This is a genomic window from Flavobacteriales bacterium (genome assembly GCA_016700415.1).
Classification (GTDB): domain Bacteria; phylum Bacteroidota; class Bacteroidia; order Flavobacteriales_F; family PHOS-HE28; genus PHOS-HE28.
Window position 1 is genome coordinate 972,114 of sequence record CP065018.1, and the last position, 13,548, is coordinate 985,661.

General features: G+C 59.3%; 11 protein-coding genes and 1 pseudogene. 8 read left to right on the forward strand and 4 right to left on the reverse strand.

Annotation, left to right across the window (positions count from 1 at the left end):
* Positions 1-119: 119 nt before the first annotated feature.
* The 5 genes and pseudogenes from IPP95_04115 to IPP95_04135 all read left to right on the forward strand — a co-directional run bounded on the left by IPP95_04115 (position 120) and on the right by IPP95_04135 (position 5,694).
* On the forward strand, positions 120-827 hold the full coding sequence (locus IPP95_04115; GenBank protein QQS73418.1) for a hypothetical protein: 708 nt from the start codon (positions 120-122) through the stop codon (positions 825-827).
* A pseudogene (locus tag IPP95_04120) lies at positions 824-2,330 on the forward strand (RimK family protein). Before IPP95_04115 ends, IPP95_04120 begins: the two are co-directional and overlap by 4 nt.
* Complete coding sequence (locus IPP95_04125; GenBank protein QQS73419.1) at positions 2,327-3,559, forward strand: glutamate--cysteine ligase; 1,233 nt, start codon at positions 2,327-2,329, stop codon at positions 3,557-3,559. Before IPP95_04120 ends, IPP95_04125 begins: the two are co-directional and overlap by 4 nt.
* On the forward strand, positions 3,556-4,257 hold the full coding sequence (locus tag IPP95_04130; protein ID QQS73420.1) for an N-formylglutamate amidohydrolase: 702 nt from the start codon (positions 3,556-3,558) through the stop codon (positions 4,255-4,257). The genes IPP95_04125 and IPP95_04130 overlap by 4 nt, the downstream gene beginning before the upstream one ends.
* Positions 4,258-4,344: 87 nt before the next feature.
* Positions 4,345-5,694, forward strand: a complete 1,350-nt coding sequence (locus tag IPP95_04135) for a saccharopine dehydrogenase NADP-binding domain-containing protein (protein QQS73421.1) — start codon at positions 4,345-4,347, stop codon at positions 5,692-5,694.
* Here IPP95_04135 and IPP95_04140 read toward each other — a convergent pair.
* From IPP95_04140 to IPP95_04150, 3 genes are all read right to left on the reverse strand, one after another.
* Positions 5,691-6,401: a methyltransferase gene (locus tag IPP95_04140; protein ID QQS73422.1), complete on the reverse strand. Its 711-nt coding sequence runs from the start codon at positions 6,399-6,401 to the stop codon at positions 5,691-5,693. The genes IPP95_04135 and IPP95_04140 overlap by 4 nt on opposite strands.
* An 18-nt stretch (positions 6,402-6,419) precedes the next feature.
* Positions 6,420-6,965 (reverse strand): 16S rRNA processing protein RimM, encoded by a 546-nt coding sequence (rimM, locus tag IPP95_04145; protein QQS73423.1) that lies wholly within the window; start codon positions 6,963-6,965, stop codon positions 6,420-6,422.
* A gap of 114 nt (positions 6,966-7,079) precedes the next feature.
* Complete coding sequence (locus tag IPP95_04150) at positions 7,080-7,712, reverse strand: 30S ribosomal protein S16 (GenBank protein ID QQS74190.1); 633 nt, start codon at positions 7,710-7,712, stop codon at positions 7,080-7,082.
* A gap of 184 nt (positions 7,713-7,896) precedes the next feature.
* Here IPP95_04150 and IPP95_04155 point away from each other — a divergent pair, with 184 nt between their 5' ends.
* Genes IPP95_04155 through IPP95_04165 form a run of 3 tightly spaced genes read left to right on the forward strand, consistent with a single transcriptional unit; the run spans position 7,897 to position 13,001 of the window.
* A complete protein-coding gene (locus IPP95_04155; GenBank protein ID QQS73424.1) occupies positions 7,897-10,149 on the forward strand; it encodes a family 20 glycosylhydrolase in 2,253 nt (750 codons plus the stop codon).
* Positions 10,150-10,193: 44 nt separating this feature from the next.
* Positions 10,194-11,885, forward strand: a complete 1,692-nt coding sequence (locus IPP95_04160) for a M1 family metallopeptidase (protein QQS73425.1) — start codon at positions 10,194-10,196, stop codon at positions 11,883-11,885.
* Between the two features lie 54 nt (positions 11,886-11,939).
* Entirely contained in the window at positions 11,940-13,001 is a 1,062-nt protein-coding gene (locus IPP95_04165) for a DUF4421 family protein (GenBank protein QQS73426.1), read from the forward strand.
* A 3-nt stretch (positions 13,002-13,004) separates the two neighbouring features.
* Here IPP95_04165 and IPP95_04170 read toward each other — a convergent pair whose 3' ends face one another.
* Entirely contained in the window at positions 13,005-13,457 is a 453-nt protein-coding gene (locus IPP95_04170) for a nuclear transport factor 2 family protein (protein QQS74191.1), read from the reverse strand.
* Positions 13,458-13,548 lie beyond the last annotated feature (91 nt).

Sequence of the window (13,548 nt, forward strand, 5' to 3'; positions counted from 1 at the left end):
GATGTGAAAGAAGGCGCAGCGACGTGTTCAACGGTGGCCGGTCCGCATGAACTTTGCCCCCCCCGCAGGTGACATAATTCCACCGGCGGGAACCCGCGGAGCCACTACGCCCGAACACCATGCGCAACTTCAAGATCGAAGCCCAGCCCGATGATGACACCTGTGGCGCCACGGCTCTTCACGCGGTATACGGCCATTTCGGTGATGCACGGCCGCTGCAACAAGTGATCCATGAGGTGCATCAATTGGAAGATGGCGGCACGTTAGCGGTGCTACTGGGGATCCATGCGCTGCAGCGCGGTTACCAAGCCCGGCTGTACAGCTACAACCTCGCGGTGTTCGACCCCTCGTGGGACGGCCTTTCCCCGGAGGCGCTGGGCAAAAAACTGATCGCTCAGACGCGGATCAAGGACGGCAAAAAGCTGCACGCGGCCTGCTTGGCATACGCACGGTTCCTGAAAGAAGGCGGCGAGATCCGCTTCGACGATCCAACGCCGGACCTGCTCCGCTCCTACTTCGACGCGAACCTGCCCGTGTTGTCCGGCTTGAGCGCCACATACCTGTACAAGAGCAAGCGGGAATATGCGGACTCGAAGGGCCGTAGCGTCTATCACGACCTGCGCGGCAAGCCCATGGGGCACTTCGTGGTGTTGCGCGGCATGGAGCGCAAGCGCGTCTTCGTGGCGGATCCCTATCACGACAATCCCATGGCCGAGGGCCGCACCTATGAAGTGCCGGTAGGCCGCTTGATCAACAGCATCATGCTCGGTATCGTCACCTATGACGCCAACATGCTCGTCCTGTCCCCAACGCCGTTCACCTTATGAGGAAGATCATCGTCGTACACGACCCCAAGGCCTTCAAGCTCGGTGCGCCTAATGTGGAAGTGGTCTCCAGCAAGGACTACCTCACGGACCCACGTTTCGCGCAACTGAAGAACACACGGATCTTCAACCTGGCGCGGAGGTTCGTGTACCAGAGCCGGGGCTACTACGTGAGCCTCCTTGCCGAGGCACGCGGCCAAAAGGTGATACCCAGTGCCAAGACCATACTGGACCTGAAGAACCCGAGCATCGTGAAGGTGCTCTCGCGCGATCTCGATGAGGTCATCCAGCACAGTCTGCAGCACAAGGACAAGCACGATTTCACACTGAGCATGTACTTCGGCCGGAACGTGAACCCGCGTTACGACAAGCTGGCGCACGAACTCTACAAAGTCTTCGAGGCGCCCCTGTTGCGTGCCCGCTTCGTGAAGGGCGAGAAATGGGAACTCCGCTCGGTGCGCCCCGTTCCCTACACCGACATCGAAGAGGAGCACATCCCCCTTGCTGAAGGAGTTCGCGGCGGAATACTTCGGCAAGAAGCGTTACGACACCGCCCGCGAGGACCGCAGCGCCTACGACCTCGCCATCCTGGTGAACCCGGAGGACAAGGCCGCGCCATCGAACAAGCGTGCCATCGTGAAATTCAGGCAGGCTGCCGAGGAAATGGGGTTCCGGGTGGACATCATCGGGCCGGACAGCATTGACCGCATCGGTGAATACGACGCGCTGCTGATCCGTGAGAACACGCACGTGAACAACCATACCTACCGCATGGCGCGGAAGGCGCAGCAGGAAGGCCTTGCGGTGATGGACGCGCCGGACGCCATACTCAAGTGCAACAACAAAGTCTACCTCGCCGAGGTGATGGAGGCGCATCACGTGCCCACACCGCGCACCATGATCGTCCACAGCGAGAACCGGCACGAAGTAGGGAAATGCCTGGGCTTTCCAGTGGTGCTGAAACTGCCGGACAGCACCTTCAGCATCGGAGTGGAGAAGGCGAAGACACCGGAGGAACTGGAGTCCAAATTGGACAAGATCCTCGCGGAAAGCGACTTGGCCGTAGCCCAGGAATACATGCCCAGCGACTTCGACTGGCGCATCGGCGTATTGGACGGAAAGCCGCTCTATGCGTGCAAATATTACATGGCCCGGGGGCATTGGCAGATCTACAACTGGGGCAGCGCCACCAAGGACGGCGAGACCGGGAACTTCGACACGGTGAAGGTGGACGAGTGCGCCAAGCACGTGATGGACGCCGCGCTGAAGGCCGTGCGCGCCATGGTAGGGGACCACGGACTTTTCGGCGTGGACGTGAAAGAGCATGAAGGAAAGGCGTATGTGATCGAAGTGAACGAATGCCCCAACATCGATCACGGCATCGAGGATGTGGAACTCGGTGATGAGATCTACCGGCGCATCATCGGATCATTGAAGAAGAGAATTGAAAAGAAGATCGGAATACCGCAAACCACCACCGGGAGCAACGCCCCGGCCAAGGCATGAGCGACAAGAAACCTTACGGCCTCTTCGAGGTAACCGGCATCGAACTGGAATACATGGTGGTGGACCGCGAGACCCTGCGCGCCAGCCCCACCGTCGACCTGCTGTTCAAGGACGTCACCGGTGGAATCACCAGCGACGTGGAGCGCGGCGACGTGGAATGGAGCAACGAACTGGTGGCCCACGTGGTGGAGCTGAAGACCGCACGGCCTACCACGGACATCCCTTCCTACAAGGAGAAATTCGCATCCGAGGTGCGGGCGATCGATGCGATCCTCGCCAAACGCGGGCTTATGCTCCTGCCCACGGCGGCCCATCCCCTCTTCGACCCGTTCACCGAAACCGTGATCTGGCCGCACGACAATAACGAGATCTACGCGCTCTACAACCGCATCTTCGATTGCCGCGGCCACGGCTGGAGCAACCTGCAGAGCGTCCACCTGAACCTGCCCTTCGCGAACGACGAGGAGTTCGGCAAGCTGCACACCTCCATCCGCTTACTGTTACCGATCATTCCGGCCCTCAGCGCGAGTTCCCCCATCCTGGACGGCAAGGCCACCGGTTACATGGACGCCCGCATGGAAGCCTACCTGCACCACCAGGACCGCCTGCCCCAGCTCATGGGTTCCTTGATACCCGAGGCCGTTCTTACGGAAGAAGAATACTACCGCGATGTTTTCGGCCCGATAGGAAAAGCCATGGCCCCCTTCGATCCGGACGGGATCATGGACCACCAGTTCGCGAACTCCCGCGGGGCCATCGCACGCTTCGACCGAAATGCGATCGAGATCCGCGTGGTGGACATCCAGGAATGCCCCGGTGCCGACCTCGCCATCGCGGAACTGCTCGTGGCCACCCTGAAAGCCTTGGTGGACGGGCGCTGGGCGAGCAACTACCTCCAACGTGCTTGGCACCAGAAGGACCTTCTCGCCATTTTCAAGACGGTGATCAAGGATGCCGGGGCCACAACGATCAACAGCATGGAATACCTGCTGATGTTCGGCCTTGACCGTTCCACGGCCACCGCTAAGGAACTCTGGTCACACATCTATGCGGAAGTGGGTACCGAACTGAGCGCCGATGCTCGCAAAGCGATCTCGCACATCCTTCAACACGGTTGCCTCGCAAACCGTATCCTGGTCCGCACCGGCCCGCATCCCAATGCGGCGTTGATCACCGAAGTGTACAAGGAATTGGCCGCCTGCTTGCGCGAGGACCGGCAACTAGCATGACCACCTTCGTCCTCAGTTGCGAGCATGGTGGCAATGAGGTCCCGCCGGACCTGCGCCCCTGCTTTGCCGGGGATGAAGAAGTGCTGCGGACCCATCGCGGGCTCGACATTGGCGCACTGGACCTTTTCAAGCAATTGGCCCCGTTCGCCGCGGAAAGCACCTCAGCGACATGCACACGTCTCTGCATCGAGCTCAATCGCTCCGAACATCACCCGAAACTCTTTTCAGCCTACACGCGGGACCTCGATCCCACATGGAAGCAGGAACTGTTGGATTTCCATCGTGCCTATCGCAGCGAATTCACTGCGCGCATCAAGCAACGGATCGCTGCAAAAGAGAATGTCGTGCATGTCGCGGTACACAGCTTCACCCCGGTGCTGGACGGCGTAAAGCGCACGATGGACATCGGTCTTTTGTACGATCCATCACGGGCAAACGAACGCGCGTTCTGCATGGCCTGGCGGAAGGCATTGCACACCCGCGCTCCGCAGCTGGTGGTCCGGATGAACCAGCCGTACAAGGGCACTTCTGACGGCTTTCCTACGCATTTGCGCAAGTTATTCCCGAAGCACTACGCGGGCATCGAGCTGGAGGTGAACCAGCGCTTCGCTAGCAATGGGCGGATGGACCCGGGCATTACGGGCATTCTGAAGGAAACACTTCAAGAGGTGCTGTCCACGATCAGCGAAAGTGCTTGATACGCACAAGGAAATTGAAGAAGGGGCACCACCAAATTTAAGATCCGCACTTTCACGCCTTGTAAACACAACGCCTATCCGATCCGCATGCGTTCCATCCTCCTCCTCGGCGCCGGCCGTTCGGCCTCTTCCCTGCTTCAGTACCTGATCGAACACGCCGCCGAGCAGGAGTGGCACATCACCGTGGCGGAACGCGACATCGCGATCGTGCAAAAGCTGACGCAAGGCCGGGACGACGTGGCGACGCCGGTCGAGCTGGACGCGAGCGACGCAGAAGCCCGTGGGGCGCTGATCGGGAAGCACGATCTGGTGATCAGCATGCTGCCCGCCTTCATGCACATGGACGTCATGAAGGACTGCCTGCGGCTGAAGAAGAACGTGATCACGCCGAGTTATGTGCCCGAGGAATTATGGCCGCTCAGCGCGGAATTCAAGAAGGCGGACCTCACCGTGCTGAATGAGATGGGCGTGGACCCCGGTATCGACCACATGAGCGCCATGCGGATCATTGACGGCCTGCGCGCGAAAGGCGCACGGGTGGAAGCCTTCGAGAGCTACTGCGGCGGACTGGTGGCGCCGGAAAGCGACAATAATCCCTGGGGCTATAAATTCAGCTGGAACCCGCGCAACGTGGTGCTGGCCGGGCAAGGCAATGCGGCCCGTTACATCCACGACGGCGACCTCAAGTACATCCCCTACCATAAGCTCTTCCAGCGGACCGAGCGCGTGGAGATCCCCGGTTTTGGTGCGTACGACGGTTATCCGAACCGTGATTCGCTGAAGTACCGGGAGATCTACGGCATCAATGAAATCCCAACGATGAAGCGCGGCACCTTGCGCAAGGGCGGCTTCTGCGCGGCGTGGGACGTTTTCGTGCAATTGGGCTGCACCGAGGACGGCTATGCGATGGAACTTCCGAAGGACGCCACTTGGCCGGAATACATCCGCGCCTTCCTCACCGAGGACAAGAGCAGCAAGGATGTTCGGTCGAGCTTGGCAGCCTACCTCGGCCTCGACCCCAAAGGCGAGGTGATGCAGAAGCTCGACTGGCTCGGTCTCTTCGGCAATGGCACCATCGGCGAAGCAGGACTTTCCCCGGCCGCCACCTTGCAGCGCCTGCTGGTGGACAAGTGGAAGCTCGGCCCCAACGACAAGGACCTGCTGGTGATGTGGCACCGCTTCCGCTACGCGTTGAACGGGAAAAATTCCGAGATCCATGCCACCTTGACGGTGACGGGTAAAGACACCGTTTACACCGCGATGGCCCGCACGGTGGGCCTGCCGATGGCGATCGGTGCAAAGCTGCTGCTGAACGGGAAGATCAAGGAGCGCGGCGTGCTGTTGCCGGTAAAGCCTGAGCTCTACGACCCGATCCTTGATGAACTGGCCACGTTGGGGATCGCCTTCACGGAAAAGGAAGTGGAAGCCACTGCCTAGAAGCGGAGTTTCAGATCACGGAGCAACGCTTTGTATTCCAGTGTGTACTCGCCAGGTTCACGCTCCACCGCCATTTCCGCCGTCATTAGCTCGAGGTCGAAGGTGTGGGAGAGTTCCACCAGGACCCGCTTAGGCCTCTTGTTGGCCCTATAGCTCACCAAGCATTCCCGCGAAAGGACAAAGCCATTGGCACCTGTGAGTGATTTGAGTTCAGGAAGCCGGTCAAGGGGCATGATCATGCAAAGGCGTCCGTGAGGGTTGCAGAAACGATCGGCCTCCCTCACCAGTTGCCCGAGGCTTAGCGCATGCTCATGCTTGGCCAATGCAGTGCGCGGATCGTGCGAGGTCAGATGTCCTTTGAAGAAGGGCGGGTTGCAGAGGACCAGGTCATAGCCTTCCGCAGGTTTCCAATTCCGCACATCGGCCCAATGCACACGGATGCGATCGGGCCACGGACTGGCAGCGACATTTTCCCGTGCTTGTTCCATCGCCTCTCGATCGATCTCCACCGCATCGATCACCGCCCTGTTGTTGCGCTGGGCGGCGATCAAGGCCAATACGCCCGTGCCCGTTCCGATGTCCAGGATCCGCAAGGCATTGGCGTACCGGGTCCACGCGCCCAGCAACATGCCGTCAGTCCCCACCTTCAAGGCACAGCGGTCCTGCCTAATGGTGAACTGTTTGAACTGGAAATAGTCGTTCGGCATTCCAGACGACAACAGCTTTCAGCTCCCGCGGTAGAGGTCCACCAGTCCGGGCGGGGTGCGCACCACGAGGTGTCCGGTATCAAAATCGATGCCCGTGATCATGTCGTCCACCATGGGGATCAGGATCTCCTGATCGCCCTTTCGGACCACCATTACCGGGTGGTCCTCGGTGCCTTCGGTGCCGACGATCTCGCCCAGTTCGCCATGCTCCTCGTCCAACACGCGCATGCCGATGAACTCGTCCGGATCGAGGTTCTCCTCTTCCTCAAGTTCCTCCAATTCAAGCCGGATATGCCCGGGCGGGGCGAACACCTCGCAGTTCACCAGGAAACCCACGCTTTGGGGATCATCGAAGTCCTCGAACTTCACCACGGCACCGGTGCGGGGATGCTCGCGGAAATGGCTCACGTGGAAAGGGACACGCTGTCCGTCCAGGCCGGCAAAGAGCACGCCCAAGGCGAGCACCTCCTCCAGGCCGGAATCCTCCAAATAGAGCGTAAGCTCACCGCGGTGCCCCCATGGCTTTCCCAAGCGGCCGATACGATGCAATGCTCCCAATTCCATCTGATGGCCGTGAAATTAGGGCGGCTCCGGCATTCAGCGGCAATGCGCCTCGTAAAAACGGAAAAGCCCGGCTCTGATCGGAGCCGGGCTTCGGTAGTTTCTCCGTTTGAATGCTTATTCCTTTTCTGCGGCCCCACCTTCGGCAGGTGCTGCGGCCTCACCGGCTTCCGGTGCTGCTTCGGCAGATGCTACGGCCTCACTGACTTCCGGTGCTGCTTCCGCTTCCGGAGCGGCTTCAGCCTCGGCTGCAGGGGCCTCCTCTTCGGCAACGGGAGGCGGCGTCATGGATGCGGCCAACTTCGCGGTCAAGGCATCCGCCCTGTCGTTCGATTTCTTCATCTCGACGGCCAGGCGGTCCTTGAAGGCTTTAGTGGCATCATTGACCAAGCCGGTCTTCTTAGCCTCGACCTTCGTGTTCTTCGCGCTCATCCAAGCCTCGAAGCGGCGATCGGCCTCTGCCTGGTCGAAAGCACCTTTCTTCACGCCGTTCTGCAGGTGGTTCTTGTAGACCACACCGCTGTAGCTGAGGATGGCGCGGGCGGTATCGCTGGGCTGTGCGCCTTTCTGAAGCCAATCCATCGCCTTTTCACGGTCTACTTCCACCAAGGCAGGGTTCTGGTTGGGATCGTAGGCACCGATGCGTTCGATGTATTTTCCGTCGCGCGGGGCGCGTTGGTCAGCCACTACCAAGTGGTAGAACGGCTTGCCTTTTTTGCCTTTTCTCTGAAGGCGGATGCGGGTCGGCATGTCGCGGTTGTTTTTAGGTCCCTTTTCGTTAAGGGGTGGCAAATGTCGGGATTTTCCCGGAACTGACAAACAGGACAGAATAGAACGCTGATAACGCTGAAAAATGGATCTACGCGGATCAAGATCAGCGATCGGACGGCTGCCGACTGCCAACTGAGTACTCGAAGATGCACATCTTTACCGCATGCGCCTCACGCTTACCCTCCTTATCCTATTGGCTTCCAGCGTCAAGGCCCAAACACCCATGGCCCTGCCGGGTTTGATCCCACTGCCCGCGGAAATGGAATTGACCGGAGGCACTTGTTCCCTGGAATGTCCAGGGCACCTTCGGCCCGATCCCACGATCAGTTCCGGATTCGTGGGATTGCTGACTGCTGATATTGAACCACTTCACCCCGTGACCAACAGCCCTTGTGAGGTTCCTTTGCGCATTGAACTCCACCTGATCCAGCCGGATACGCTTCTCCCTGCGGAATGGTACAGCCTCCAGGTGGCTTCGGACCACATCGCGTTGACCGCGACCGATGAAGAAGGGCTTTTCCGTGGAAGTCGCACGCTGATCCAACTTTTGGAACAGGGGAAAAGCACGGGATCCATTCCCTGCCACACCATTACGGACCAGCCCCGTTTCGCATGGCGCGGGATGCACTTGGACGTGGTACGCCACTTCTTCCCGGTGCCATTCGTGAAGAAATACATTGACCTGGTGGCGCGTTACAAGATGAACAGTTTCCACTGGCACCTCACGGACGACCAAGGCTGGCGGATCGAGATCAAGAAGTACCCGAAGCTCACCGAGGTCGGTGGTTGGCGCAAAGGCAGTCAGGTGGGGCCGTACGGCCGGCGTGAATACGACAGCATCCCTTACGGTGGTTTCTACACGCAGGAGCAGATCCGCGAGGTGGTGGCCTATGCAAAGGCACGGCACATCAATGTAGTTCCGGAGATCGAGATGCCGGGACATGCGATGGCGGCTCTGGCAGCTTACCCGCAACTGGGCTGCACCGGTGGGCCATACGAAGTGCAACGCGGTTGGGGCGTGTTCGATGATGTGTTCTGTGCGGGCAATGACAGCGTATTCACGGTGCTGGAAGATGTGCTCACCGAGGTGATGGACCTCTTCCCCAGCCCGTACATCCACATCGGTGGCGATGAATGCCCCAAGGAAAGCTGGAAGGTCTGCCCGAAATGCCAAGCGCGGATGAAGGCGGAAGGGCTGAAGGACGAGCATGAACTGCAGAGCTGGTTCATCCAGCGGATCGAGAAGTTCGTGAACAGCAAAGGGCGGAAGATCATCGGCTGGGACGAGATCTTGGAAGGCGGTCTGGCACCGAACGCCGCGGTGATGAGCTGGCGCGGCACCGAAGGCGGTGTGGCAGCCGCAAAGAGCGGGCACTACGCGGTGATGAGCCCCGGTAGCCATTGCTACTTCGATCACTACCAAGGCGACCCGGCGAACGAGCCGTTGGCCATCGGCGGGTATACGACCGTGCAGAAAGTGTACAGTTACGAGCCGGTGCCCACGGAATTGAACGCCGAAGAAGCGAAGTACATCCTCGGCGCGCAAGGCAATATCTGGACGGAATATATCCTCACGCCGGAGCATGTGGAGTACATGTTGACGCCAAGGATGCTGGCGTTGGCGGAAGTGCTCTGGACGCCGAAGGAGAAGCGGGATGAAGCGGATTTTATTAAGCGTCTGGAGGGGGAGTTCCCGAGGCTGGACGCGATGAAGGTGAACGCGAGTAAGAGTTTGTACCAAGTGCGATTCAAGCTAATCCAAGGCCGCACACTTGGATCTATCACCGTGAAGACTCCTTATGACGGCGGAGGGGGAGTAAAGGTTTGGCAAGACCCCGAATCGATGCTCAAATCGGATGCGAATGGCCTCAACATCCAGTCAGATGCGGTTCTCAAGGCACATGGTTACGTTGATGGCGGACCGGCCCCTGCTGACACGTCGACAGTCACTATCAGGTTCAACTTCGCCACCGCCCGGTCCATCACCTTGAGCGGACCACCCGACGAGCAGTACAGCGAAGGCGGCGCGTTCACTTTGGTGGACGGCATCACGGCGCAGGAGAAGCGCGTGGACACAGAATGGTTAGGCTGGCGCAAAGGCGTCACCATCACCGTGGACCTGGGCAGTGTGCAGGACATCTCGCACATCGGCATCGGTGCCTTGAACGAGATGCACAGTTGGATCCACCTGCCCAAGCAAGTGGCGTTCAGCGTGAGCAACGACGGGAAGAACTTCGTTCCCTACGGCATTGCGAAGGGCATGGACGGAGCGGGCCGGAACGAATTCGGCATGGACAAAACCGGCAGGGCGCGCTATGTGCGGATCGATGTCGAGTACATCGGCAACATTCCGGCAGGCTTTCCAGGTGCGGGGAATCCGGCTTGGCTGTTTTTGGACGAGATCGACGTTAGGTGATCATCGATGTGCGGCCTGCTTACTCCGTCCTAATTTTGGGCCATATGCGCCCTCCCTACGCGATCGCCGTTTGGCTTCTCGTCTCCACTCCCGCCGTCGGCCAGCCGTTGAGCCATGCCCATGTCTTCACGCATGCGGACACCCTGCGCGGAAGCAACGGTCCGTACCGGGCCTGGTGGGATGTGACGCACTACGATGTGACCGTGCGACCGGACTTTGCCTCCAAATCCATCGAAGGCACCACGCGCATCACCTTCCGCGCACTGGCGGTCGGCCAGCGGATGCAGATCGACCTGCAACAGCCTCTGACCTTGCAGTCCGTTTCGCTCCATTCTTCCGACGGGGAAAGCGACCTTCATTTTTCGCGTGAAGGCAACGTGGCCTGGGTGGACCTTCCACAGGAAATGGCAACGGGTGCCTCCGCGTATCTCACGATCCAGTACACCGGCATTCCCCGCGAGGCCCGCAACCCGCCATGGGACGGCGGCTGGATCTGGAAGAAGGACCCGCAAGGCAACCCATGGATGAGCGCGGCCTGTCAAGGTCTGGGCGCCAGCATGTGGTATCCGTGCAAGGACATCCAGAGCGATGAACCGGACAGTGCAGCAATGCACATCATAGCACCTGATAGCCTGCAAGCGGTGGGCAATGGCCGACTGCGCAACAAGGTGAACAACGGCGACGGGACCACCACTTGGAGCTGGGCCGTGGTGAACGCGATCAACAACTACGACCTGATCCCGGCGATCGGGAAATATGCGCACATCCACGTGGACTATATCGGTGTGGACGGCCCGCTGGACCTCGACTACTGGGTGCTCCAGCAGAACGAGGCCAAGGCGCGGGAGCATTTCAAGCAGGTGCCCTTTATGATGAAGTGCTTCGAGGAACACTTCGGGCCATACCCGTTCTATACGGACGGCTACAAATTGGTGGAAGGACCCCAGTTGGGCATGGAGCATCAGAGCGCCATCGCCTATGGCAACCACTTCATGAACGGCTATCGGGGCCGGGACCTCAGCGGCACGGGTTGGGGGCTGAAATGGGACTATGTCATCGTCCACGAGAGCGGCCACGAGTGGTTCGGCAACAGTATCACCACGGCGGATATCGCTGACATGTGGGTGCATGAGGGCTTCGCCGACTATGCCGAAACGATCTACACACAGTGCCAATTCGGGGATGCCGCCGGGGATGACTATTTGATCGGCCTGCGGAGAAACATTGCCAATGACATCCCGATCATCGGACCGGACGGCGTGAACCAGGAAGGCAGTAATGACATGTACTACAAGGGCGCGAACATGATCCACACCATCCGGCATATAATGGCGGACGACTCCCTGTTCTTCGTGATGCTGCGTGAGATGAACCACAAATTCCGCCACGGCATCGTGACCAGCGCTGAGGTGGAGGCGTTCATCAGTTCATTCAGCGGGCATGTCTTCGGCACGGTGTTCGATCAATACTTGCGCACCGTGAAAGTACCCGAGCTGGAATGGACCGTGAAGAAAGACGACCTCTTCGTGCGTTGGTCGAACTGCGTGGCCGGGTTCAACATGCCTGCTGTGATCATGGTGAACGGGGAGGAAAAGATGGTCCCGATCACCGATCAATGGAGTTCACCGGCCCATGGCCTGAACGCCAAGACGGCAACGTTGCGGCCGGACCGCAACTGGTACGTGACTTCGGAACGGGTGGACAAGAAGGCACTGAAGAAGGCACGGCGGAAGTAACCACTCCCCCATTTGTGGGATGGACAGTGGCCCAAAGCGGGGTATTTTAGCGGCATGCGTCGCATCACCCCGGTCCTGCTGCTGGCACTCGTTATTGGACCAGTGCATGGCCAATTGGGTGAAAAGGTGCGGAACACGCTGGTGAACGTCTCAACAACTCTGCCGGACTACGACACGACCTACGTCGCGGCCTACCGGAGCAACTTGGTGATCAGCGTAGTCAGCAATTGGCATGACATTGATCTTAGCCTTGAACGGGATGAAGGCGGTGACCTCTCGTACTCCACCAACAGCCGTGGTCAATACGGGTTCAGCCTTAACTACAAGTGGCTCAGTGCAGAAATCACATTCGGCGTGCCTGCTCTCGACGGCCATGATGCCAGCTACGGGAATACGAGCTCGCGCGGCTTCGGGCTGGGCTACACCGGCCGGCGGCTTTGGGGCCGCATCTTCTGGGACAAGACTCAGGGATTCTACCAGAACGACCCCGAACGTTGGACGGCAGGCTGGGAGACGGGAGATCCACAAATACTGCGCCCCGACCTGGCTTGCAATACTTACCTGCTCTCCTTGAACTATGCCCTTAGCAACAATAAGCGCTTCAGCCAGAACGCCGCCCTATTCCAGATGGAACGGCAGAAGAAGAGCGCCGGCACCATGGTCACGGGGCTTTCCGCTTGGTACTCACATGTCACGGCCGATACGTCCATCCTTAGTCCGGCGTTGGTGGACACCTTCCTATTAGACACCGGTTTCAAGGACGTTGGCCGGTTCATCATAGGCGGCACATTCGGATATGCCCATACGTTCGCTTTCTGGAAAAAGGGCTTCATCCACACGGCGCTCGTGCCCGGCGTCACCTACATCCATCAGACGATCGAGACCCCGAATGGCACCTTAAGCGGAGACGGCGGGGCGTTCATCCTCGAATTCAAGCTGGGCGCAGGGTTCAATGGTGATCGCTGGTACTCGGCCATCACCACCGCCTACTATTACAGTTCGGCACAGATATCGGAAAAACTTTCACTCAGCACCAACTACGGCTTTGTGCGCTTCGCGGTGGGCATCCGGCTGGGAGACCCGGGGATCAAGGCGTTGGGGAAGGTGGGGCTTTGATCACTACCCTCCCATCGCCTTTGCCAAACGCTTCGCCGCCATGCCGCGCACTTTGCCCCGCAGCATTGAACTCCAGCCTAAGAGCAAGCCGGAGATTCCCAACGCTTGTCGCGACCAGCGCCAGAAGTTGAATGAATCCTTCTGCACCAAGATCAGGCCGTCCTTCAAGACAAGGGTGGATGACACCCGGTTGTGGACCTTTCTTCCGGTCGCGCCGAACGTGTACCAAGCATCCCATTCCACGCGGCCCTCGGTAGCCGTTTCCTCGATCACCCGGAATTCCACCCGCAGATCGGTCCCGCTGATCAGCAACATCTTCCACATGGCACGCACATGGGCCGCGTCGAGATGTGGAAATACAGGATCGCTGAATTGTGCTTCCGGATGATAGCATGCGCCCATCGTGGCCCAGTCGTGCCGGGCGAAGGCGGAATAGAATCGGGCGAGCAACGTCATCGGGCCAAGGTAGGACCGGCGCTTTTCCTGCTGGCGCGAAACTGGCCACACATCCACGGCAGCAGTGCCGAATTTCAAACCGATCAACAGT